General features: G+C 57.8%; 15 protein-coding genes and 5 pseudogenes. 6 read left to right on the forward strand and 14 right to left on the reverse strand.

Annotated elements, in window-relative coordinates; genetic code table 11:
- Positions 1–335: 335 nt before the first annotated feature.
- Entirely contained in the window at positions 336–1,850 is a 1,515-nt protein-coding gene (locus IB263_RS29995) for an MBL fold metallo-hydrolase (RefSeq protein ID WP_192439402.1), read from the reverse strand.
- Between the two features lie 181 nt (positions 1,851–2,031).
- Positions 2,032–5,679, reverse strand: coding sequence for a hypothetical protein (locus tag IB263_RS30000; protein ID WP_192439403.1), 3,648 nt, complete (start codon positions 5,677–5,679; stop codon positions 2,032–2,034).
- A gap of 374 nt (positions 5,680–6,053) precedes the next feature.
- Between IB263_RS30000 and IB263_RS30005 the strand changes: the two genes are divergently transcribed.
- A complete protein-coding gene (locus IB263_RS30005; RefSeq protein ID WP_192439404.1) occupies positions 6,054–9,896 on the forward strand; it encodes a hypothetical protein in 3,843 nt (1,280 codons plus the stop codon).
- Between the two features lie 398 nt (positions 9,897–10,294).
- Here the strand turns inward: IB263_RS30005 and IB263_RS30010 are convergent.
- The 7 genes and pseudogenes from IB263_RS30010 to IB263_RS30035 all read right to left on the reverse strand — a co-directional run.
- Positions 10,295–10,599 (reverse strand): annotated as a pseudogene (locus tag IB263_RS30010) (transposase); the annotation flags it as partial.
- 447 nt (positions 10,600–11,046) lie between these two features.
- Positions 11,047–12,303 (reverse strand): hypothetical protein, encoded by a 1,257-nt coding sequence (locus IB263_RS30015; RefSeq protein WP_246811114.1) that lies wholly within the window; start codon positions 12,301–12,303, stop codon positions 11,047–11,049.
- A gap of 147 nt (positions 12,304–12,450) precedes the next feature.
- Positions 12,451–12,909, reverse strand: a complete 459-nt coding sequence (locus IB263_RS34325) for a hypothetical protein (protein WP_246811115.1) — start codon at positions 12,907–12,909, stop codon at positions 12,451–12,453.
- On the reverse strand, positions 12,906–13,199 hold the full coding sequence (locus IB263_RS34330; protein ID WP_246811116.1) for a helix-turn-helix domain-containing protein: 294 nt from the start codon (positions 13,197–13,199) through the stop codon (positions 12,906–12,908). Before IB263_RS34330 ends, IB263_RS34325 begins: the two co-directional genes overlap by 4 nt.
- A 174-nt stretch (positions 13,200–13,373) precedes the next feature.
- Positions 13,374–13,565, reverse strand: a pseudogene (locus IB263_RS30025) (IS6 family transposase); the annotation flags it as partial.
- Between the two features lie 51 nt (positions 13,566–13,616).
- Entirely contained in the window at positions 13,617–14,546 is a 930-nt protein-coding gene (locus tag IB263_RS30030; RefSeq protein ID WP_192439405.1) for an HNH endonuclease, read from the reverse strand.
- Position 14,547: 1 nt separating this feature from the next.
- On the reverse strand, positions 14,548–16,788 hold the full coding sequence (locus IB263_RS30035; protein ID WP_210338347.1) for an AAA family ATPase: 2,241 nt from the start codon (positions 16,786–16,788) through the stop codon (positions 14,548–14,550).
- Positions 16,789–17,175: 387 nt separating this feature from the next.
- Between IB263_RS30035 and IB263_RS34800 the strand changes: the two are divergent.
- Positions 17,176–17,469: pseudogene (locus IB263_RS34800) on the forward strand (GNAT family N-acetyltransferase); the annotation flags it as partial.
- Between the two features lie 91 nt (positions 17,470–17,560).
- On the opposite strand, the pseudogene IB263_RS34805 reads toward IB263_RS34800, so the two are convergent.
- A pseudogene (locus tag IB263_RS34805) lies at positions 17,561–17,699 on the reverse strand (DUF3363 domain-containing protein); the annotation flags it as partial.
- Positions 17,700–18,048: 349 nt separating this feature from the next.
- Positions 18,049–18,192 (reverse strand): annotated as a pseudogene (locus IB263_RS30045) (S-(hydroxymethyl)glutathione dehydrogenase); the annotation flags it as partial.
- A 177-nt stretch (positions 18,193–18,369) separates the two neighbouring features.
- Between IB263_RS30045 and IB263_RS30050 the strand changes: the two are divergent.
- From IB263_RS30050 to IB263_RS30060, 3 genes are all read left to right on the forward strand, one after another.
- Positions 18,370–18,960, forward strand: a complete 591-nt coding sequence (locus tag IB263_RS30050; RefSeq protein WP_192439408.1) for a helix-turn-helix domain-containing protein — start codon at positions 18,370–18,372, stop codon at positions 18,958–18,960.
- Positions 18,953–20,179: a type II toxin-antitoxin system HipA family toxin gene (locus IB263_RS30055; RefSeq protein ID WP_192439409.1), complete on the forward strand. Its 1,227-nt coding sequence runs from the start codon at positions 18,953–18,955 to the stop codon at positions 20,177–20,179. Before IB263_RS30050 ends, IB263_RS30055 begins: the two co-directional genes overlap by 8 nt.
- A gap of 73 nt (positions 20,180–20,252) precedes the next feature.
- Positions 20,253–20,489, forward strand: coding sequence for a hypothetical protein (locus IB263_RS30060; protein ID WP_192439410.1), 237 nt, complete (start codon positions 20,253–20,255; stop codon positions 20,487–20,489).
- Between the two features lie 60 nt (positions 20,490–20,549).
- On the opposite strand, the gene IB263_RS30065 is transcribed toward IB263_RS30060, so the two are convergent.
- The 3 genes from IB263_RS30065 to IB263_RS30075 all read right to left on the reverse strand — a co-directional run bounded on the left by IB263_RS30065 (position 20,550) and on the right by IB263_RS30075 (position 23,435).
- Positions 20,550–20,990 (reverse strand): isocitrate lyase/phosphoenolpyruvate mutase family protein, encoded by a 441-nt coding sequence (locus IB263_RS30065; RefSeq protein ID WP_192439411.1) that lies wholly within the window; start codon positions 20,988–20,990, stop codon positions 20,550–20,552.
- Positions 20,991–21,147: 157 nt separating this feature from the next.
- Positions 21,148–22,215 carry a substrate-binding domain-containing protein gene (locus IB263_RS30070; RefSeq protein WP_192439412.1) on the reverse strand — a complete coding sequence of 356 codons (1,068 nt, stop codon included), beginning with the start codon at positions 22,213–22,215 and terminating at the stop codon, positions 21,148–21,150.
- A gap of 14 nt (positions 22,216–22,229) precedes the next feature.
- Positions 22,230–23,435, reverse strand: a complete 1,206-nt coding sequence (locus tag IB263_RS30075; RefSeq protein ID WP_192439413.1) for a branched-chain amino acid ABC transporter substrate-binding protein — start codon at positions 23,433–23,435, stop codon at positions 22,230–22,232.
- A gap of 255 nt (positions 23,436–23,690) precedes the next feature.
- Here IB263_RS30075 and IB263_RS30080 point away from each other — a divergent pair, with 255 nt between their 5' ends.
- Positions 23,691–24,563 carry a tripartite tricarboxylate transporter substrate-binding protein gene (locus IB263_RS30080; RefSeq protein ID WP_210338348.1) on the forward strand — a complete coding sequence of 291 codons (873 nt, stop codon included), beginning with the start codon at positions 23,691–23,693 and terminating at the stop codon, positions 24,561–24,563.
- The last annotated feature ends 41 nt before the right edge of the window (positions 24,564–24,604 follow it).

Consider the following 24,604-nt stretch of genomic DNA (forward strand, 5'->3'; position numbering starts at 1 on the left):
GATCTTGACTGAGTTGAACCTCCGGCATCGTACCGTGGCGAACGAACGGATCGCCGCGGAACCGCTCCTGCAAGCTACCCGGATCGCCGCCGCTTTCTCCCGGAAGGTCCGCTCGGCGTCCATCACCCGTGGCGGGCCGTGCCCAGCCGTAGCGCCCACAGATCGCGCGAGCTGATCGCCTCCCCGTCGAACGGAATTCGAACCAGCATCACGTTTGGAGCCACGTAACTCGATTCTGCCCATTGCGTCATACTGCTCATCAATGTCAAAGACGCAGTCGCCTGGCGCCTATTCAGCGAAACTAGATGGGCTTCGCGTACTCCTCGCGGTTGATCTCACAGAGGTAGGGGCGTATTCGCGCTGACCCGACGATCGGCATGCGGGCCTCTCAACTTCACTCGAACGCCCTCGTCCGGGTCCACATATGTAGTGCATGTTGCTTGCAACAGACGAGCCTCAACTTGGTTCCTGCCTTCGCCCCATGTGACCAGAATGCATTCGTCAAAGGCTGTGCGGCGCTGTTCCCGAACAACGGCAACGGCCTTTCCAGTATAATACGCAGCATGGCGGAGCGCATTGCTCGGATGCTCCCAATCATGCCGTGGATCAGCGGCGGCAACATAGATGTCGGCATCGGAGACCAGTCGTGCGGGATTGCTGTTTTCGATCGAGCCGTGATGAGGGAACATGAAGCTCGCAACCCTGATTATGTCATCTGAAAAGAAATGCTCGAACGTTGCGATGTCGTCCACGTCTTTCAAGGGCGCGTCGCCCGTTCCCATCCAGCCAATCTTTGTCTCGTGGTGTGGCGCCAGATTTGGCGCAATCGTCCAGCCGTCAGCCTCCTGTGGATTGGCCGGCCCGGAATAGAGCGACATCGAGGTCAAGTTCTTGTTTTTTCCAAAGATGGCACGATAGGCCCGGGCGAGCTTCATCCTGTGCTTGGTCACAGCCTCCTCGCGAACGGAGGCGTTTGCAATCTTCGTGCGAAACGAGCCTGCGGTCCATTTGAGTTCGATTTCTGCAGCCTTCTCGAACGCAGCAACCGCAGCCTTCGTGGCAGGGCGGACATGCGGCAGCAGCCGCCAGCCGAGCTTGCCACGCAAGTCGTGCACGCGGAACGCGACATTGGCCACGAGCAGGATCGAAGCACCGGCAGAGCGGCGTCCGCCCCGGAGCCGACGTACCCGCACGGTCCGGTCGCTGGGTTGCTCCACGGTCTCTTTTCGATCAAAAGACGTGCCGGCGTGCGCTGCCTCGATCTTGAAGCTGAACCCATCTTCTGATCCTGGCCGTTTGCCCTCTCCGCCTCCCGACCATGGGCCGATATCCGGATCCGGGATCGTCCCCGCTTCGTCATCGGTGGGAGGCTCATCACCCTCAACGAAAATGATCTGGCGGGGGTCGAAATCGCTAAGGGCCTCGGCAGGGTCAATCACCATCCTCCGGAAGAAGTCAGGTACGCTGCTGCCTCGGTCGAGACCCTCCACGGTCGCGCGTGCAAACGCGAGAAACCTCTCGGCATGATCGACATAGGGAAGCACGATCGTATCGACCGCAAAGCCAGGTGAGCGCTTGCGCTTCGCGCCGAGCAACTTGGGCGTACCGCAGATATGATCAACGTCGAAATGCGAAAGGAATAGGATGTCGAGGCGTCGCTCTGCTCGATGTGACAGGAGGTCTTTGATCTCTCTTTCGACGCCTGATTTCGGTGACGAACCGCAGTCGTACACATAGAGAAAGTCGGCGCCGCCGAAGCGACTGCAGTCGTCAAACGGAGGCGAAAGATACTCGTCGCCCAGGACGCGCCGCAGAGCGCCGACATGAAATCCTCCCTGGCCCACGGGCATTTGGCGTCGATCATGCAGGACAAGATGAACTTCGTGACCATCTGGGCCGCGCCAAGGCGCTGGAAGATGAACGCCCCGCATGGCCAAGGGCCAAGGTCGCCTCATTGTGCATCCCCAATTTCAATCATCATCGCGGATGACTATCCTTCCTTAATGTATAGTTCGACTACTGAGCGGAGCATTACACCACGGCCGGAAATTGGCCAAATTCTGCCCGCAGTTGGCGCTCGGTCCGCACGTTTGTTTGAACTGGGACTTCGTTGGCGTAAGCGAGCGGGACAGGGCGGGTCGTTACCAGCCGCTTCAAAACACTCTGTGGCGGCGCGAGGCGAAGTCGCTGCGCTACAGTGTCAGAGTTGGCCTCTATCCATTCGCAGCGCTGCAGATGCTTGTGCAGCTTGTCGCCGTCGCGACCGTGGAAGTCCTGCATCCACGCCGCCACTTCGCGGGGGGTGCGGGCAGCGCCGAACCACTTGCATTCGACAACTACCCAAACCGTTCCGTCAGCGCTGACTGCCAGCACGTCAATCTCACCGAGCTTTTTGCTCGCTCCGAAGCGCGTCATTGGAATCGACGTATGCGGCGTCCAACCTCCTTCGGCGAAGATCGCCGCGACCTTGCTTTCGAACGCCCGGCCGCGGCGGGCGACCTCTGCGTCGATATAGGCCTTGGCTGCGGCGGTGCGCAGTTTGGCCTTGTCCCAGATTCCCATTTCCAGCAGTAGCACAGCGTACTCGGTTCCCATTCGGATCTGGCGAACGCCGAACATGATCTCAGGATCATCTTCCTCGCTCAGCACCAGGAGCGGACGCGTCATCAGCGATAGCCTGCGCTCGAAGAACCATGGGAATATGTCGCTCGGCGTGAAGCCAGGAGGCGGCGTGTCCCACCCAGGCCGCGTAAATAGCCCGAAGGCGGCGAGGAAGTGATCAAATTCATCGCTCGTGATGGGATTCCCCAAGCGCCCAGTTACAGCGACGGTAGCCGAGGTTAACTCAGACCGCCGCAGGCAAATGACTTCGGAGGATCGTTCAGCGGCGATGCTTTGCAGCGCGAACGCGATTGTCACGATGGCCGAAATGGTCAGGCCTATCTCCTCTCGGATCGCTTGTTCGAAGGCGATGTTATCTCTCTCCTCCTCGATCTCAGAAGACATCAGATCATGTTGATGGCGGGCGACCCACTCCGTGTCGTCTTGTGGTGTGTCGAAGAGGTCCGAATAGCGCTCCTCGTCTATGGTAACGGACTCTTCGAGGCACGCCTGGAGATATTGCGACATGAACGCCTCGGCGCCGCCGCCATACGGCAAGATGGAGCCGTTTGGCAGAAATGTAAGCTCTCCCTCTATGAGCTTGCGCTGCGCGGCATCGCTGAACTCGGCCATGTGGACCAGCGCTGCCACCTGCGCCGCGACAGCGTCGATGTCCGACAGCCCCGGCGGACGTCCGCCGGTCCTAGTACAGGCGCAGAGCGCCATCTCGGCCACCACGCGATAGGTTCGGAAGGCGTGATCACGCTGGCTGGCGCGCCGGACGCTAAGTTGGGGATCATCCGAGTAGGCGACGCGCCTTGCCCGCGCGCCGCGCTCGTCGTCGACACGGTGCCTGTGCGCCGCTTCGATCAATCCGAGGACAAGGCGCAATGTCTCGCGTCGATCGAGGCTCGAAAGACGGTCGCGGCATGTCTCCCAGTGCACGTCTACGGCTGCGTTGAGAATGGCATTGACCTGTCCAGCATCTCTGATCGGCGTCATGGGCGGTGCGACGGGAAGGTTGTCGCGGGCAATAAGGCGCTCGTCCATCCAGCGGCCTGCAGTCGCGAGGTCGGATTCTTGGAGCGGGCGGTAGCGGGTTTTGTCCGTAGTGAGGTCGATGGCGAAGGCCTGATCGATGTCGCGGGTGATGTGGATCATCTTGAAATCCGGATTGGCAAGGATCTCGCGCGCCCAAGTTAGCGCGTCGACGTTTGCCGTCTCGCCGCGAAGCGTCTGGATGCCCTCCAGGATCCAAGCCAAGACCTGAATCTCGGCCGCGTTGTCCACCCGGATCATGCGCTCCGTGAGATCAGCCGGCAGGGCGATCCTCACCTCCGAGCCGTCCGGGCTATAGAAGAACTGCGCAGTGTCCGGTCCGTCGGTGATCGTGATCGGTATCGGAAGCAGTGTCACAAGAAGCGGCTTCGCGTTTACCGACAGCCGCCCTCCCATGCCGTTGGCGGCGCGTGCCAGCCATTCCAGCACCGCCTGCCAAAGAAGAAAAAGAAACTGCCGGTCTTCCACGTCTGTAGGAGGACGGCCAACGGAGACCCACCAGGGGCCGTGTTCGTTTTCAACCACGCCGACGAGTGTGCCGGTTGCGATGGCCAAGTGATCGTTGTAGATGGGCGACTGCGAATCGGGCACTGTATTATCGTCGGTAGGATATCGTTCGACAACGACGAACTCGCCCCAAGGGGTGCGGACCCCATGGGCGGACCAGGTATCTCGCACACGACGGATTAGCGGCGCCACCAGCGTTGTGTCACCGATAAGCGCCGTGCCGCGCATATCGGCCAGCGCCGGCGTGAACGTGAACCCGAAATCTTCCCAGACGCTCCAGTAGACGAGCGGATCGGGCCACAACTTGATTATCGTGCCGCGGCGCCTGAGCTCCTGAATCTCGGCCAACATTTTCCAGAGTTTCAGAACTTCGAAGCCGGGCGAACGCAGGAGCATCGAAAACGAGTAGGCGCTCATCGCGACAACGAACCACCTCGGTCCAATGTCAGGTAGATCGTCGATCTGAAGGCCCCACCCAGGCGAGTTGTACACGACCAGGGTCAGGCCGGCGTCTGCACTTTCGCTCTCCACAATTTCGTCGTGCAACTTGAGGACCAATTCGCCGAGCGCAGACGCTAGCCGACTGCCGCCACCCAGCGGTGGCGGCACGGCTTTGTGGCGCGATCTTGGCCACTTTGCCTCCAGCACGAGTAGGTGCGCATGCTTGTCGTGGTCGAATTTCAACGCCAAGGCGCGATCCTCGATGGACTTGCCCCAACCCGGATCGGCGATGGCAACGTCCCGCCCCGGAAGCGCTTTGGCGCCCGCCCGTGGCAGATCCACCCCAAGCCAGCGCGCCATATCGCGGAGGTACAGGCTTTCCGCGAGCGGTGGACCCAGCGCCAGCACCATGTGTGCAATCGCTGCGCCCACAAGGCCCGGTGGGCTCAAAACCTGTACGCCACCCTCCCATTCTAAAAGAGGAAAATGTTCCAGATCCGTCCCGCCGAACGGCTGTTCGAGCAGATAAGGCGTGGGCTGAAGAACGAATCTGTTTAGCTGCTCGCGCTCGATACCGAGCGCATTCAATTCTTCGGCGCTAAAACAGGTGAGAGCGCCAAGCTTGAGCGCATGCCGCGAATTTGGCCGGAGCGAAGCTCTCGGCTCGCTCTCTTCGAACGCGCCGGCCTCCAGACCACACCGAGACGCAATGGTCTCACTGAGGCGAAGTAGCGCCATGACATCGCGTACATGCGCGGCGTCTGCGACGCTGTCCTCGGCCTGTTGGGCAACGTCGAGCAGGCGTTGCAGGTGGAAGCCCGCTCCGGTGTAAATGCCAGGAAATATCCGGAAACCCGACTGCGGCGTCCAGACGATGTCCACGAATGAATCTTCTGGTGGATCCTCGCTGGAAGCAGCGGGGTGATGCGACATCGCTGCAAAGAGGCCCGTTAGGTCGTTTTTGACCGGCGGTCGCCGACCATTCGCCAGCACGAGCGTCCAGTGCAACAGGGTTAGGACTCGGGCATGGTTAGCGAGATAGGCCGGCTCGAGCAGGATACCCGCCAACATGAGCCGAAGGGGCTTGCCATCGAGTGAAGCGAGGCGACGGGCAACGTCGACTGGAGGCTGAAGAGAAAACAAAAAAATCCACCAAACTTCTACAGTTTATCGCTAGTCGGCAACCATTGGAAACGCTCGGCTTATTGATCTATCAATTTCCCATGAATATTTTTGATGAAGGGTAGCCAAATTCAATCATCTTTAAAAGGCAAGAGAAGCACGAGAGGATCGTTCTAACCTGCGCCAATTTCTCCATCCGATGTGGTTTGTCTGCTTGCTGCCTAGAACCCGCCACAATAAATTATGGGTTGGACTCGGCTGCGCACCATCACAATGGTGGCGTCAGCGGCGGCCGTAAGATTCGATCTCAAGATACTCATAACATGGATGCCACAATGAACGGCGAAGGCAAACCTCGATTTAGCTTTGACCTCGACGGTATGGCGAACTTCTTCAAGGACTCCCCGTTCGGTTTTGGTGGCGGCGACATTTTCAGCTGCGGGCCGTTCGGCTTTTTGGAGCACGTGGCGAACATGGTCTTTTTCCTGTCCATGGTTGAAGACGGGAATGGCCGTAACCCGATCTCGGAATTCGTGGTGGTGCTTCCACCGGATTCCGAACACACGGCGGAGGATGTAATGACCGCATTCGCCAACGTCGTTGCCGTGCGTCGCGGCAAGCCGCTCGACGAGCAGGAACTGCAGGTCTTGCCAAGGCGTCTGCGGATTGTTCACGCCGCCAACCTTCAGGTCGATGCCGTCACGGAGATTGTCGAGAGGGCAAGGCGAAACTCGGTCCTGGTAATTTGTGCCGGGGCAAAATACCGCGACGAAGCGCTCGAACTCCCTGATGCCAAGCCTGGTCGGCTGGGGTTGGAGGAGGATTTGTGGGTCCCCCACTTTCACAGCCTCGCGGCAAAGGCGATAGCTGCCGCAGGTCGGAACGAGCTTTATATTGCGCTTCATACAAGCAAGTGGCGTCCGCACCGCAAAGCCAACACAGGCCTTCTTTTGTCCGTCGAAAACTGCGGTCTGCTGACCGCTGAAAACGCCCAAGACATCGACAGTGTTCTGGCAGAGGACGGAGAGCGGTGGTTTGACGACATCGAGGCCGGCCGGATTGGTTCCGTGCTCGCGGCCATCGACGCGTTGCCCGACGGCTTCAGGCACCATAAGACCGGATTGAAAATCCAGATGCTTCACCGGGCGGGGCTTGCGGCGCAGGCTGTCGGACTGATCCAGGAGGATTTGCGTTCGGGATCAGACACCACCCCCGAGGGCCGTGTAAAGCTCGCCAAAATCGCCGTCGAAGCCGGCGCGCATGACCTTGCCGTCGAGTTGCTGAGCTCGGCTATCGGCGAGTTGACTTCGCAGGAAATGCTCGAAGCCGCTGTGACCCTCGCTTACGATCTCGACGAGAAAGAGCTCGAATCAAGAAGTGTTGCGGTGCTGGAGCGCCTATTTCCTGGGGCGCACCTCCTTCAGAGGCATCTCCTCAGATTGCTATTGAGGACGCGCGACTACGCGGGCGTGACAGCGATGTTGGCAGCGCCGCCGCCCGGCATCGATCAAGAGGCTGCTGCGTATCATGCGCAGCTCGCTGAGGCTTTATCTGGTGGGGACAAGCCCGGCTATGAAGTTGTTCTGGCCGAGGTCGCGGATCGTTGGCCGGGCCGGCTCGTCCAGGCGCGGCTCGCCTGCATCCGAGATGCTGATGCGCGCGGTCTGTTCTCCGAAGCCCTCGCTCTCACCATGACGCTCGAGCTGAAAGGACAACACGCCCAGCGATCCGCGTGGGCGCTTCTGCATGCCATCGAGCAACTCCTGATCCGTCGTGATGAACACGGCGGGCTGGGTATCGATCCGGCGGACCTTGATCGACCGGTCAATTCGCTTCTGCGCTACCTTGCATGTAATCCTGCCGACGGCGAGACGCGGCAGGCACTCGCGAAGCTACTTTCGGTAAAGGTGACGGGAACCTACGGCCTGCCGGTGATCGCGACCGCCACCTTGAACCTGGTGCAGGCCGCTCCCGCGCCGACAAGCGGATCAACGAAACTGCAGGCAGGGGAGCAGGCAGACTACGAAGAAATCCTAGCGCCCTTCCTGAAATCGGCCCTCCAATGGTTGGCGGATCAAGGGATCGTTGTTCTGGGCCGGACGGCGCTACCCCCAGCCCTTCTCAACGGTCAGGCGGACGCGCTGGTTCAGGGGCTTTCAAGACTAATCGAGTACGTAGGACAAGGCCTGCGCGATGATTCAGATATCGCCTATATCGAGAAGCTTCTGGTGATCGCCGTGGGAACTGCCCCGCATACGCGCACGCCCAACATTGATCTCATGCTCGTAAGGCTCGTTGCGGGCGCATATGTCCACGCTGGACGCGTCCAGCATGCGCGTAATCTTGCCGAACACGGTCTTCAGGTCGCAGGCGAGGACCCGCTGCGGTCGCGTATCGCGTGGTACGGCTTCGCTGACATCTACCATCGCCTCCACAACTTGACTGAATCGCTGGTTGGAATGGCGTGCGCCCTTTCATGCGAAGCGCCCGTCGGCCCGGAAGAGGTGTGGTACGAAACGCATGGCCTAATCCGCCTCCTGCGCGACCTGAACATGACGGCCTTCGCGCGCTCTCTTCTGCCTACTGCGAAAGAGCTCTTCCGGACCATGGGGGTCGAGAAGTCTCAGGGACATCGCCTGCACACGATCGAGCTCGGCCTTCGCTTCCGCGATTTGGTAAGGACGATCCCCGCTTCCGAAGACGTGACTGAGATTCTTGACGCTCTTGCCGATAATTGCCAGACGATCATTGACCGTTGTGACGAACTCGCCCCCGTCTCGATTTTGCTGGCGCAGGCGATCCGGATGGCGGAGGTCAATGGAATTAGTGTGCCGGAGGAGGCGCGGGAACGGCTAGAAGCCGCATTGGTCACGCTCGGCGAGCCAAACGCTTCGATGGTCCGAACTCTTTCCGCGAGGGGACCCGCGGCAAAGGATGTGTTATCTTTCGCGAAGCGCCTCGAACCGGCGCGGCATTCTGAAGATGCGGCATATGATGTTCGTCCTGTGGCAATGGCAGCCCGGCGACTGCTCGACTCTGGAGAGGCGGGCGAGGATGCAAAAATTGCCGCGCTCGCAATCGAGCTTCTCGCCGACCAGGCAATCAAACGTCAATCCATCAGCGGTTCTGGCCTTCCGTCCTCCATCGACGAGCCGGCAAACATCGCAATTGAGATCTCGCGCGCCGACATCAGCGTCACTCTGCTAGGTGTCGCTGACTCAAATCGCGTGGTGCGCGTTACCGCAGAAGGCGGCGAGTTATCTGCCACGATCCATGAACCGGCGGACGTGTTTTCCAAGGCAGCGTTCGACACCTGGGGGGAACAGTACCCCTACCGGTACGGCTTCGATTCAGACGACCCGAACATGTTCTACAATAGCATGCGCGGACTTGGGATCGGCGCCGCGCCGACGACTCGTGCTCTTCTGATTGCCGACGTAGCTCTGCAGCAGGTCCCCGCGAACCTGCTCATGGCATCCGGTGAATTCCTCGGCCTGCAGGTCCCCGTGGCCGCCGCACCGTCCCTGTCCTGGCTCAGGGAGGCGAGGACCCGGCCGGCGAGGACTGGTGCCCCTTTCGCCTGGATTCCTATCGCGGACGACCCGGAAGCCATTCAAACTCTGGGAGTGCTGGCGGACAGGCTCAGCGGAACGCTCCGCGACCACTCAATCGGACTCGAAACAGGACTTGCCGTTCCGGAGGGCTTGTCGGGTGCCGAGCTGGCAATCGTTACTGCGCACGGAAGCATCATTCCTGAAGGCCGCTTCTTTCAGGTTGTCGCGGATGATTCCGACATGCGGCTTACGCCAGACGCCATATCACGCGCTGCACGCAACGCAGGCGTTGTTATTTTGTTTGTTTGTAGCGCTGGCCGGTTCGACAAGCACCCGATGGCCGACACCACAATCGGGTTTGCAAAGGAACTGCTCGATCAGGGCTGTTCGGTGGTGATCGCATCGCCTTGGCCGCTTAATGCGAGTGTCCCCGCCTACTGGCTGCCCGCCTTTATGGAAGCATGGTCAGTCGGAGCAACTGTGATCGATGCGAACTTCGAAGGGAACAGGGCCGTCGAACGCGCCCTCGGAAACTCTCCCGCAAACCGCCTTGCCCTGACTGTCTTCGGCGATCCCCTGGTGACGAAACGGCGGGAAACAGAACCTGCATGACATCGAGCACGATTGGGTGAGTCATCAGCTTGCGAATGGGCTTAGCGTTCAAGCGGCTCTTGATAAGTGCTCGTTACGTTTATCCTTACAAGGATAGACGTTGTGCAAGCCAACCGAACTGCAGTTTTGGGGACGGCAACACTATTCAACGACCGATATGAGGGCGCATTGCCCCGCTCCCTGGTATCAGCCGGAATGTCCGCTTCTGGCGAAGACAAAGTTTGCCTGAATGTCCGACTTAGAGGGCGCAATGCCGCCGTTCGCATACCTAAGGGTAGACGTCGCCTTAGCGGCGGACAGAATTGTGCTCCCACGAGCCCGCTACGGCTTGTTGCTGTTATGTTTACTTTTGGCACATCCTAACTGAAGTGCAACACGCCGGTTTTCAGGGTAGGGGTTCAGCCTCCATCTGGCAAATGTGCCCGGAACACTTCGGCTGGCGTCCTGTAGTCGAGGCACTTTCTCGGCTGGTCGTTGAGATGGCAAGCAAGCTGGATGAGCTTGCGTTGCGACACGGCTGCCGGCAAACTCGCGTGCCGCGATCAAAGGTGAAGCTCTGCCGGGCAAAGGCCGGCAAGGGAGAGAACGTTTCGATGATCTTGTCCATGATCGGTCGCGAGTGCCGGCTTTGGTTCTTGATCATCACGGTGTAGCGGCTCTTGCGCTCAACCAAGGACGTGACGTTGGCGTTGCCCAAGTCCTTGATCTTCCAACGGGCCGAGCGCTCGCAACGCAATCGCTCCGGGCCGACCGCTCCTATCCAAGGCCATCGAGATCGCTCCGGACTTTGCTGGGGCGCATGCCTGGCTCGCGATGAGCCACCATTTCGATGCGCTATATTATGGCGAGCCTATCGACGAGCATCGCGCTGCCACACGTGCTGCTGCCGAGAAAGCCGTCGAAAATGTCTCGCAAAAACAGCCTTTTGCTCGGTCGTTTAACGGGATGTGGCGTTGGGGACAAGTTTGGTCATAAGCATGTGGCGTCGCCTCCAAATGGATAGGGCGCAGGTCGAGCTAACTCGTTGATTTTCGGGGATACCCCAGTTTAGAGGTTTGTGGCGGGCCGGCTGCCCCGTTCTCGTCTGTCCCGTGTCGAGAACCCCGAAATCCCGCCCGAGGCGGCGTCATGCTGATTTCTCCGGTACTCTTCATTGCTCTTTTGTGGGGCCGCCTGACGGCGGTTGCGGTGACGGGTCATATCTCGACCGGTACCTGTCGTCAGGTGCCCGCCAGTTTGCCATAAAGTCCAGTGGGTCTATGCTACCCATCATCTGGCGAGCGAGCTTCAGCCGTCCTTCCAGATGCTGTCGTAGCGCTTCATCGACCCCTTCCATCCGTTGCTCTACATCGGAAAAGAAGCGTTCAACGATGATCGCCTTGCCCCAGCTCTCGATAATTTCTGCCAGTTGTTGCCGGCTTTCCTTGATCGCCTGGGCAACTTTGCGTTCATCCTCGCGCTGCAGGTAGCGTTCCCACTCCTCCTCCCGCTCTTTTTTCCTTCTGGCCTCAGCTTCATCTTCTGCTGCCATAAGGGATTGCAGTCTGTCTCTTGACGCCCGTAACGTCTCGACGATTCTCGGAATTGCTTTGGCCAGCGGTTCCGCTTCTGTATCCTGCCAGCTAAGGGACCAATCAACGCCAGTCTTCGGCGAATAGGCAATTATCCGGAAGCGACCTGAAGGCATATCCTGCTCGGTTGTCCAGGAGTGCGTCAGTTGCCAGGCTTTCATCGACCGGACGAGCCTGCTGTCCTCACGATGATAGTCGCCGTTTATGTACCGCATCGTCACCCGTTCGGTCATTTCAGTGATGGCGAGACCGATCGGGACTGTGTCGATGTAGAAAATCGTTGGCCTGTCTGGTCCCCAGATACTGCCGGAATTATATCGACCGTACTTTCGATCCTTCCGCTCAACCTCCTGTTCCTGAACGGGAATGCGTCGGTGGCCTTCTCCGGCCGGGGCGATGTGAACGCGATAGCCCTGCCTGTCCAGCGCGACGTAAAGGTCATTGGCGATCGATAGTGCGCGAAGCAGGGCGGCATCTGATGAAATCACGTCTGGCAGAATTCGCTTGTAGGGCCGAAGGAACTCTCCGTCTTTTGCCGCGCGCGATTTCCTCAGATGTCCATAGCGCGGCCCGCCATAGCGGCGCTGATGGACCGCGATGCGTTTGCCGCGATGGAAGCTCTCGATCATTCGCGCGGTCGCCCGGATATCGACCTGCTGGCGAATGAGTGCGTGCGGGACGGAATAGAAGAAGGTCTTGAACTCAACATGATAATCCATCGAGACCCGCGCAAAGCGCCAGTCGGCGAACTCGTACTCCTGGGCGGGCAAGCTGGCGAGCGCCGCCCGTTCGACCGTCTCGAAGAGCTGCCGGCGGCTGACGCCCAACCGGCGCATGATTGTTAATGCGCTCCAGCACCTCGGCGATCGCGGCATTGGCCTCAGCGAGCGAGAAGAAAGTCTGTTTGCGCATGCGGCCGAGAAGGCAACTCTGGGCGAAGCGCATGCCGTTCTCGACCTTGGCCTTGTCCTTCGGGCGTCCCACTATGGTGCCGGCAGAACGCCGACGCCATAGTGGGACGCCATCATGCCATAACTGCGGTTGATCTCGGGATCGTAGAAGCTGGCGCGGCTGACGCCGGACTTCTGATTGTCGGGCACGACCAGGCGGGGCACACCGCCGAAGAAGGCAAACATGCGCACATGTGAGCCGACCCAGTCCGGCAAGGTCTGGGTCCAGGTCACCTCGGCGAAGGTGTAGCTCGATGCGCCGAGCACGCCGAGGAACAGCTCCGCCTCGCGGACCTCGCCAGTCTTGCGATCAACGATCGGCACCTTCTTGCCGGAATAGTCGACGAAGACCTTGTCGCCGGCCGCATGCTCCTGGCGCATCGTCGGCGAAAGGCGCTGCTCGAAGCCGCGAAATAGCTCGCAGAAGCGGCTATAGCCATAACCATCGAGATGGACGCTGCGATATTCCTCCCACAGGATCAGCAGTGTCACGCCGGGCTTCTCAATTCAATAGAGAGCTGTGCCCAGTTCGGCTCGTGCCGTCGCCGTTGGCCCTGCTTGACGCCGGCGCGGGTGAAAAGCCGATGCTCCAACGCATCGTCTGTCAGTTCTCCTGGCAATGGCCAGCTCAACCCGGAGGCCTTGGCCCGATCCAGGTTGTCCTGCAACGTACTGCGGGCGATCCCGAGGAGCACGGCAATCTCGCGTACGCTTGTCCCGCCGGCAGAGAGCCGCAGCATTTGTCGTATGTGTCGCATGGTCAGCCTTCTCTTTGACGGCATGAAATCCCCCTCGTGGATACAGAGGAGCTTCATGCCAAGGTCGCTGACCCAAAGGCATCGTCAGGACGAAAAATCGTCCGGTAATTGATCGGAATGCTGTCCGGCTTCAGATCGCAACGCTGTCCGGATTTTGATTGGAATCCCGTCCGGCTAATTCCTGGAATCCGCAGCCAGCAAAGTGCCGACCGAATTTTCCACCCAGAAACGCACGGTCTGGTGCGAAACGATGATCCCACGCGCTGCCAGCAGATCTTCGACCATGCGGAGACTGAGTGGAAAGCGAAGATAGAGCCACACGGCCTGGGCAATCACCTCTGCCGGGAACCGGTGGCGACGATAAAGGTGATCACGAGTATCTTTGGTCATGCGGCAACATTACACAGCTCGATCCCGGAAGGTTACTTTACGATGCCGCCGTCAGTCGCCTGCGATCCTTTTCTTAAAGGTTTCGAGCCAACGCTTCGCCATCGAGGCGTAGGGGGCTTCGTTCGATGCCATTGACTTCATTTCTGAAATCGTCCTGTCGCGCAGAAGGCGCAGGCGCGAGGCGACTGTCGCTGCGGCTAGGCCTTTGAGCCGACTCTGGGCTTCCTCGAGGTCCGCAATTGATTTGGAAATGTCGGCGACGAGGCTGGCAAGGAATTCGAGACGCCTAAGGACTTCCGTTCGATCCTGGACGAGACGAAGACGATTGAGCCCGTAGACTTGAATCGACACCGCACCCCGCAGCATTGACCTGTCGTCGCCAGCTGGAACCATCAGGCCCAGAGGGCGCACGGGATCAAAATTGTAGGTGAGGCATTCTGCTGGATCGTCACGACAGGGATCGAGGAGAAGGGCACCCTCATCGGAAAAGTTCGTGCTCTGAGCCAAAACCCTGAGGCGTTCGTCGGCAAGCGGAAAGCTGTCCTTCTTACCAGCGGCTGACTTTGCAGGCGTCGCGCTCGCCGCTAACTCCTCCAAACTGGCGGAAACGTCGACTAGAACCTGGTCGCGTCGGCGGTTGCAGTCGATGCAACTGGGGAGAAGGTTTTCCCAATCCATGGCGATCCACCAGTAACCACCATGAAGTGGGGCCTCTGCGACCGCACCTTTCGGCCGATAATGCTCAATATCGACTGGCGCCGATGTGCTGTAGCGCGTTTCGCAATAAGCGCACTTTCCGTGAAACAGTGTTTCTAAAGCCAGTTTGACGTCCGATCCCTTGTAAGCCGCATAGGGGAACGCTTTCTTTTGGGGAGCGTCGTTGTTTTGATGGGCTTGTGCTCGCTTTAACTCCCGTGGGCCAGCGCCTTCTGCTTGAAGTGAGTCGGGTACGAACACGCCTTTACGGTCGACGGCACGCATTTCAAAGGGTCTCCAGGGCTTTAAGAATATCAGCCTTAGTTTTTTCGCTAAGCCTTGCTAGCGTGACGCTCGACGCCTCCCGGCGTTTTTCCAGATAGTTAGCGACTGCCTCCTGCACAAGGCGATGGACTTCGGTAGACCCAACCGGCAGCGCACTGGCGATGTCGCGCTCGAACTCGTCGAGCACGCGACGGTCTTCAGGTGACAGCTCTTCTTTGGCAGCACGTCGCCTCGTCAAATCGCCTATTCGGGCCATCTTGCGATCTATGACGGCGTCGTTGGTCGAAAACATTTGAAAGAAATCTGAGGTCAACAACTGCTCGAGCGTTAAGTCCGCGGCGTCCGGCAGACCGGTCATCTGTTCGACGGTGATCGGCAATGTGCTCGAGACCCCCGCATCAGAGGCGGCAACGCGCTGAAGCACGATGACCTCGCCGCTCCCCATTCCTCGCAGGCAAAGCGGGTCATGCGTGGTTACGATAAATGTCATGCCTGGCAAAGCTTTTCGCAAGCTTTCCATGACCTGGACCTTCCATCGCGGGTGAAGATGCGCCTCGATCTCGTCGATCAGGACGACGCCACGCGACGTCCCGAAGCTGAAATCTGCGTCGACGTTTTCGTCCCACAAGCCGCGTAAGATATCGCAAAGCATGCCGAGCATCGAACGGTAACCCGAACTGACCGCATGAAGCGGCGTCCGGTTGTACCGGGGCGTTCCGTCGGGCTGGATCAAGGCAGTGACCATCTGGAGTTGGCGCGACGGGCCAACACGCTGGATAACGTCGAAGTCCCCTTCGATAGACAGGAGATCCCGCAACGTCCGAACGACCATGTCGAATGTTTCGGGGGCAAGCGATTTCAGCCAAGGCTCCGGATTTGCCAAAGGCGAAGCATCAAAGAGGTTCTTGATGTGTCGACTTGAAGGTGCCCCGGCATATTCGCTCGCAAATCGTCGAAATGCTCCGTAGGCAAAGACGGCCACGCGTTCGCTACCAAATTCCGTGCGCACGCGCGATCCCTGCTCTCCAATTGAGAGGGTGGCGGTCTGTCCGCTATCGAATTCGAGGCGTACTCGGGCCTCGAGAGTGCCATGGGTTTCGCTGCTACCCATCTGCTTCGGATCGAGCGGAATGGAAGGCCAGTCGATGTCTATAAACCTTCTAGCCTCCTCGGTCGCTAGTGCGAGTGCTATGGCTTCCAGAAGTGAACTTTTGCCGGTCGCGTTTTCGCCGAGGATCACGAGCGACGGCGTGCGCTGGACAACCCTCTCAGCGGTTACGAGCGGAGCGGGCAGTTCGAGAGTGAGGCGCTCGATGGATTTGAAGTTTGCTACGTCCACACTCCTAAGCTGGGCGCGGACGCGATGGATTCTTTTTGGACCTGTGCCTGCAGACCTGAGAGCCGGATCCTCCCGCACGACCGCAGCAATTGCTTGGTTAAGACGCTCTACTCCATCTGCCGCCGCAGCCAATCGTCGGAAGCCATCTTTCAACTGCCTGCGTCTTAAGCCAATCGGCCCTTCAGGCAGATCAATATGTACAGCGAGACGCTTTAGGAGAAGCAACCACGTGCCACCAAACTCCATTCTGTCAAAACCGAAGAGTTCATCGAAAGCGTCGGGTGTGCTTGGTGGCTTGCGCACCGGACGAAGATTGCCGACTAGCCTCTTGAGCGTTGCGAGATTTGTCTTGTAGGTCGTGGCGCGCTGTTGCTGCCTGTCTTCGCGATTGAGATCGAAGACCTCCATTGTCATCGCTGCCCTCGGGTTCAGCGCGATAAGTGTCCCATCGAGTTTCGGTTTGAAATGGGCATCGAACCGAGATTCTCTTGTCGGATCTATGAGTTGATTTTTTTCCGAGCAGGCATATGGCCAGATCCCAGTGCCGCCTGAGAGATATTTATCAATCTGCTTGGATGAGGGCAGGTTGTAGCGGGGACCATCGACGGGGAAAAAAGGCTCGATGGGCCTGCAGCCCAAGCAGATAGGGAACAGGTTATGCCAGGCGTCGGCGAGCCAGACGTAGAAAAGATGGGCCTCCTTACGTCCCGCCAGCGGTAACGCATTGCCGGGTGGGCGGAATCGATGTGTGGTAAGCATGTCCTTGGCTTCGCAAAATGCGCATTTGCCCCCAGTCATCTGCGACAAGGCTTCGACAAGAAGAACATTGTTTGGATTAATGCCAAGCTCGGGCACATTGGTCTGGGACCGTCGGCCCCGATCCATTGCCATGAACGTTTGCATGGCACGACGGGACCGCTTGGCCTCGGCTGACCTCAAGACGTCGGGCGCCTCGGAGGCACGTGATATATAGAGCATTTCATCCCCATGGAGTACTCGGAGTTCGGATCATGACGAACTTCGCAGCACGCCATGCCGAGAGTGTTCTTTTGAATGATCGCAGCATTGCTGTCGGCAACATATGCGGTTCTCAAAAATTCGCGTTCAACCTGCACGCTAAGCGTTTCAAAGATCTAAACGAGCTCTATGTCAGGTTCAGCCTGGTGGCCTCGAACTCGTCATCGTGGAAAGCGCCAATGCGCCCGAGATATTCGTTGCGGGATCAGCCCGAAGTCGAAGGCACAAGGTGTAGCGGTTCGCCCACTTGCCGTTGGAGGAATATCGCCACAAATGGTTCGCGACATGATCAAGGCCGCGATTGCAGACGGTCTACGTGATGGAACCCTAGCTGTGCTGACAATCTCGGATGCAAGCTCGGATTTATTCCTCGGAAGTCTAATGCTCTTTGACATCAAGCCAGACGACGCGGAGATTGGCTGTTGGGTAGCGCCCGAGCATCGCGGCCGAGAGGTATCTGGCCGGGCACTGGCGCTGGCGATGGAAATGGGCCGCAAGCTGGGCCTGAAAAAGCTACGTGCTCGAACGGTTCAAGAAAACCCTGCGTCTCAGAAGTTTCTTCTCAAGGTCGGATTTGAACAAGTCGGCGAGGCCCGGCCGGAGATTGTTCCTTCCGGCATGAGGATGATACTGAAATTCCTCTTCTCTGGCGTCCCAACTACCACGACACCGATCCGCCCTGACGTTGCCGATGACCTCTCGATCGAGCTGGCGGCATGGAATGGACCGGTCGCCACGGACAAGGGGAACTCGTGGCTCTGTTCGACCACTGCGAACCTGCCGCTTGAGACGTGAAGATCCGCCAGATGACGCAGCGCGGAAACCTCAAAGGTGGGGGCGATCCATCCTCAGGGGCGCACTCCAAATTTGGGCGCACTTCGTCCCGCATTGACAGCTGGATCTGATCCGCGAACGTATGTGGGTTCGGTCCGACGCCAGCTTGCGAGAAGCTGATCCGACTGCATACATTTTGATCGCGGAGAAGAGGCTACGTGAATGGATGGTCTGGGTGTCGCGCAACGAGCGCAAGCAGCAGGGTCTTCCAATCGCAGCCAGCGTCGCTGCTTCGGTGAGCTGGTTCCAAATCGATGACTCGTCCTTGTTAACAAGCTTTGGAGGCCTAGGAGCTCTCAGAAATGGGGCACAGTCGTGCATCAGACCCTGCCCCTGGGTCGAGCGGATCGCGGTGCACAGGTTGGTCTTGCGGCTGAGGTACGACGGGCAGGAGCGGCATTCCGGCGTATAGAGTGGGATGACGTGATCGCCTTTCTTGTCCGAGGTCACGCGGCGCGCGTAGTCGATACCTCACATGTTCCCGTCGGTACGGAAATCTGCACGTTGGTTGATATAGTATTATGCATAGCTAGAACACGTGATGCGCTATTAGATATCGTAGTTGCTAAGCCCTACAGAAAAGTCTATATATTATTATGTATGCGTGGTGTCGTATGATGCAGGATAATGACTATGGCGTATAAGACTGAACACATCACCCAGCAGATACGTGCGGCACGCGAGGCAAGAAGTATGTCCCAGCGCGAGCTAAGTGCGCGCTCTGGCCTGACACAGAGCCACATATCCCAGATAGAGCGGGGCACCATGGAGCCGGGGCTTGCAAGCCTCGTAGATGTTGCGCGCGCGCTCGACCTCGAGATCGTCCTTGCCCCAAAAAAGCTTATGCCGGCGATGCGCAACATCCTGGACAGCGCATCCTTCACGAGCGACACGCTGACCTCGAAACAGCGCAATCTGGTGGGACGCATCGACCGTTGGCTGGCTGAAGAGAGAGATCGCTTCGCCATCGCCTCCGATGCCGATAGCCTGAAGGACAGCCTCGCGCTCCTGCGCCATCTGCCATTGGCGGCCGACGAGCTGGAAACGCTTAGCGACTTGGCCATGAAGCTTCAAGGCTGGCAGAGTGATCCTCCCCCCGCCAAGCAGGTGAGCGAGTTCGCGCGCGCCGTAAGGGCCGTGCGCAACGCAGCGGTGCATCGTGAACGTGATGACGCGGTTCCGCGCTCGGCCTATGCGCTGGATGAGGAGGACGATGATGCCTAAGGTCACGGTACTGGATGTCAGGCTGAACAGCGAACCGGTTGCGACCTTGACCAACCTGCTGGATGGCCGCACCATCTTCGCGTTCAACACGGATTATATCGAAAACGAGAAGCGGTCGACACTCAGTCTTTCCTACAAAGACGCGTTCGGCGGCCTCGTGACCAAGTTCCGACCCTATAACATAGTCGTGCCGCCGTTCTTCTCGAACCTTCTGCCGGAAGGACCGCTACGCCGATACCTTGCCGATCGCGCCGGCGTGAAGCAGACACGCGAATTCTTCCTGCTTTGGATGTTGGGTCGCGACCTGCCGGGGGCGGTGACCGTGCACCCCTCGGAAGGGGATGACGCGCCTCCGGACGACGAACGGGCCGATACCGAAGCGCGACCGAACGCCTTGCGGTTTTCGCTGGCCGGCGTGCAGCTGAAATTCTCGGCATTCAAGAACACGGGAAAGGCAGGTGGCCTGACCATACCAGCGGAAGGGACCGGCGGTTCATGGATCGTGAAACTGCCGTCGCAACAGTATAGCGGCGTTCCCGAGAACGAGTTCGCGATGATGACGATCGCCGGCATGATGGGAATGAATGTACCCGAGATCCAGCTTGTCGATCTGGATGCCGTCAGTGGCCTACCGCAAGGTCTCGGTGAGCTGCAAGGCCAGGCGCTGGCGATAAGGCGCTTCGATCGCACAGCGGAAGGGCCGGTCCATATCGAGGATTTCGCGCAGGTGTTCGGCGTAAAACCCGACGATAAGTACAGCAAGGGCAATTACCGCAGCATCGCGCGCGTGTTGGGAATCGAAACAGGTGCTGCCGATGTCGCCGAGTTCATACGGCGGCTCGTATTCAGTACGCTGATCGGCAATGGCGACATGCATCTGAAGAACTGGTCGCTGATCTATCCCGACAGACGAACACCGGCGCTTTCCCCCGCTTACGACCTGCTATCGACAATACCCTATATCGAAGGTGAAGATACGGCGGCACTGAACTTCTCGCGGACGAAGAAAATGGCTGCGTTGTCACTGGACGAACTGACGCATCTCGCCGCCAAGGCGGAATTGTCCGAAAAGCTGGTGCTCGACACCGCACGCGAGACGGTCGAACGTTTCCGCGCAGTGTGGGACGCGGAGAAAGCCAACCTGCCGATGGCCGCCAAGGTCCGCGATATGATCGATGCGCATGCACCCTCGATCGAGCTGTACCGCGAATCCACGTAGGCGACAGGATCATCCATAAGCAGAAAAGCCGGAAGCGACAGGGCGCCATCCGTAGATTGTCTTCTTGGTAAGTATGGATATCAATCTCGCGCAGGTGAGTGGTGCGAACCAAGCCATAATGGGCGTGAACTGGACACGTTTCGCCCAGCTAGTCGAACATCAATACCCGTTCGCACAGTTCGATTTCGATCATCCTCCCATCCGGATGTTCAAGGAACCGGCACCTGAATGCGGCGGTCGCTGGTTCACATTCTTTCAAGGCGATCAACTCATCAACTCGGAAGATCGCGACAATGTTCGAGTGGTATGAATGCCTTCATTCCACTCTTCGCGAGCACTGTCTCGGTTTGGACGCTTGCCTGAGGATAGGCTAGGCGGTTGGATCGTACTCTCCAAGAGAAGTCTCGTACTTTAGTAGACTAGCCTCGGGCAGGAAGCGCTTCTCCAGTTCAACTACCGCAGGAAATCCTGTGAGGTCCAAATACGGAAAGGTACCGAGTTTCGATCCCTTCTGCGTTTCCATGAAATCGTTGATAGCATCTGCATGCCGTTCTTTGCAGTCTCGCAGGAACCGCTCCATCATCAACTGAGCGACTTTTGAAATGGAGATATTGTAAGTGGATACCCCGATGTCGGCGTACTCGGCCGCAGAAAGTGCCGGCTTCACTGCGCTGGCGTTGATGTAAATGTGCTTACGGGGAAACGCCTCTACAACTCGACGCATCTCGTCTCGGCTTTGAAGCGCCATGACCATGAGCATGTCGACGCCCGCGTCCAAATAGGCCTCGCATCGACGAAGGACCTCGTCCACGCTGCCGCGCGGGAATCGGTGCGGGCGATTACCACCACGTCGGGGTCCAGGCGATCCCTTTTCGCGCAGGCCGCGCGATACTTTGAAGTGGCTTCCTCGATAGAGACGACTTCAACTCCCTTCGTAAACCCGCAGAATAACGCCTCTGCCAGGAACATCATTGAATTGCGGTGCTCCGTCCGGTGCATTCAAAAGCATTGTCGCGCCTGCAAACATCAAATCCGATCGGAGGCGTCCGGTCTTGAGGTTGCAGCATGTCAATTGACTTTATGATTGGCCTTCCGTTGCCATCGAGAATAACTAGCTCCTTACGCTGCAGGACACGCTTCATCGCGTAGCCAAGATCGTAACCCAGTTTAAGGGGCCGCTCACCGACTTGCACGCTCGAAGTTCCACGTTCTAGGAAATCTTCCTGAGTCTTTGATGTTCCGTACCCGAACACACCAAGGTCGAAGCTGAGGATCTTGGGTATGAAGGGAGTAACTGCCTGTCTGTATGTTTCATCCCTCTCCTGCGAGCGGCTGTTGAGGGAGATAAGCGCCTGCAATCCAGAGATGCTGTCAAGGATGTCGCCGACTTGTTTAGCTGCCCCTTCGACATCATTTGCGACCGCTATAGGGCAGCCAGGCGCCTCCTCCCAGCCTATTGTACCTGTCGAGCCTGGGGTCAGTGGATCCGGCGGAATAGGCTGAGGGAGGACGTCGCGCATACCCTTTAGCCTCTCGACCTCCGCCGGGTTTCCCGGATCGTAAAGCATGCATATGAGACCACCATCTTGCGCGAACTGGCGCACAAGTTTCCCGAAAATAGTGCCCAGCTCCCGCTGATCGTTTCCGAAGTAAGCCAATCGCAAGTCTTTATGCTCAGGGGGAAGATCTGAATTGAAAGTCAAGATCGGGATACCCGCGCTTCGGGCATCGGCAAGAGCGCTCAGAAGTTCGTTGGGATCCACTGGCCAAACCGCGATTGCTGCATAATCGCCCTCGATAAGGTCACGGAGCGTGTTTGAAAGCGGCGTCGGGGCAGTCACTGGGCGCACGTCGCAGGCGACGTCGCCCATCTCTTTCGCCGCTAATTCGCTGCAGCCCCGCTCGAGCTGTTGATAGAAATAGTCGCCGGGAGCGCCTTGGTAGACAATGGCTATTCTTTCGGTTTGCGCCCGCGCAATACCCAGAGGTGCCGCGATGAGGAAAGCCAACAATGCAAGGTGTAGACGAATTACCATAATCGGTCACCATTTCAGGGACTGAAGGGCGTGAGCTTATTGCCGGTCCAAGTGAAGAAATAGAACTGCTGATCGTTTGTGTCGCCGTTCTGAAAGCCGACCAAGCCGAGCACGGAGGGGAAGTCATTACTTTCCAAAGTCAAGCCAACTGACCACGGATTTGGCTGAGTTGCCTCTGCCTTTGCCCAAACCTCGATCGCCGCGTAGGCAAAAAGGGCCGACGGTTCGACTTGAGGGCCACCTCCTAGCCGGGTGGCGATCCTCGCTTTCACCGCGCAATTGGCGGGTGCTGGGTTTCCACCACACGAATCAGGCACAGGGTTTGCAGGGTGGATCATTACCGGTGGATTCGATGGCATGCCAGCAGCACCGTTTACAAAGGCCGAAGTTACATTCAAATCACTTAAGAACAGTTTTGCGTTAGGAAGCCTGCTCTTGATCTCAGCCGTGAGTACATCCATTTCTGGATGGTAGCCACCGAGAAATACAACCTCTGGCCCCCAGTCAACGAGCTCGGTGGCAGTTTCGAGCGCAGCGTTCTTAGTATTCTCTTTTAATGTAAATACCTTGGGATCATCCTCTGGGAGAGCGGGCATATCAACCCCAGCAACCTTGAGTTGCTGGACAATCTCTCGCCCAAGCTCCTCTCCATAGGGTGAGCGATCTACAATGATCGCGACGTCGGTATTTGCCGAAAGATCAGGGTTTCCCTGAACTAGATTTTTAACGAAATTGACAAAAAGCCCGGCTTGGCTCGAGAGTGTTCCCATAAGGCGAAAAAGCGTACTTGAGGAACTTGCGCTCGGCATCGACGAGAACGGCACAATCTGCAGAGCGCCATTTGCTTTGTAGATCTGTCCAGCCTCGACTGAAACGGAGGAACAAAAGTGACCGACGATCAGCGGCACTCCTTGGTTTGCTACCTGATTTGCTATTGTTTTGCCTAATGCTACCTGACACTCATCATCCGCCAATTGCAGAACCAAAAGATCCAATTTGCGCCCTACACCCGCGGCGTTGTGGACCTCACGTTGGGCATTGACGTCGGCTATAGCTTGCTCGGCGCCAGCTTTCATTTGACGACCGACGGCCGCAAAGGGAGTTCCGATTTTCAACGGAGCAATGACGGCGACGATGAGTTCCGCTTGGCCCGATGACGCAAACAACGTCAGAGCAAAAAATGCCGCTCCAATTGCCTTGCTGGCATTAGATTTGCTCATGCCAATCCCTCCAGTGCTGCATTCAAATACAACACTCGCGGAGTTGCAAATATACGTTCTTACAATACCAAATTGCCTTAATTTGAAAAGATGAATATTTGTTCTGCTGCGGAACCTTGTCAGGTTCAATGTGTTCAGTGAAAATATAAGCGAATCGATTGTGCTCTCCCTTTCCGAAAGCGCGGTAACGCCGAGGACAAGATGCTAAAGCATTCATGGCTGTATGTTACGGGTGTCACTCTTGCGGCAATGCTCATGAGTTCCGCCGTGTGCGCGAGCGATCGGCTGTCGCTTGTCGTGCCCGACGGCTCTTCGCAATCGCTTTACGATCTCGCCGCCGCGGCGGAAAGGATCCTGGAAGCGTCTGGGACAGTTGCAGTAGTCGATGTCGTTCACAGACCTCCCGATGCTCTGGTAGATGCAGACAATCCATCGATGGTTTTCATCAGTTCCGATCAGTTGGGTGCCGGTTCAAAGGTCGACTTCAAGAGTCTTGAAATGCTCGCGTTATTGACAGGCGAATACCATGTTATGGTTGTGCCTACGAACTCTCGATACGGTGCACTTGCGGATCTGGTAGATGAATTGCGTGAAAAGCCTAAGGGAGTGAATTGGTTACTGGATAGAGATTCTTCAGCGAGTTTGCAGCTAGGAATTGCTGATATTGCTCGTCGAATAGGCGTTAAACCCTCCGATTTGAACGTTCAACTTATAAATTCGGGGACGCCTTCGGCGGCAGTTGCGGCGTTGGATTCCTCTAGTGTGACGATCGCGCCGATAAGTTCGGTGAAGCAGGAGATTGAAGATCACAAATTGAAGGCTCTAGGTATCACCGGAAGCGTCCGTGAGAATGGCTTCGAAGTGCCGACATTCGATGAGCAGGGCCTTCGTGCGGACAGCCAATCGTGGACAGCGGTTATGGTCGATTCCGCAATCAGCCCTGAAGAACGAGAACGACTGGCGGCTCTAGTGAAAAACATGACATCGCGCGATCAGTGGCGCGAGGTATTGGACAGGGGCGGTTGGTATAATCAGTACGCTCCCTCCGATGAGCTTGGCGCGTTTGTTGAAACCGAACAAGAAGCCATCCACCATGAGTTGTTACAGGATGGCCTAAAGGCTGATTGACACAACCTTGCAGGGGCTAGATTTTCTTGCTAAGCTTGCAA

Origin of the sequence: Ensifer sp. ENS03 (assembly GCF_014852035.1) — a bacterium.
Taxonomy (GTDB): Bacteria; Pseudomonadota; Alphaproteobacteria; order Rhizobiales; family Rhizobiaceae; genus Ensifer; species Ensifer adhaerens.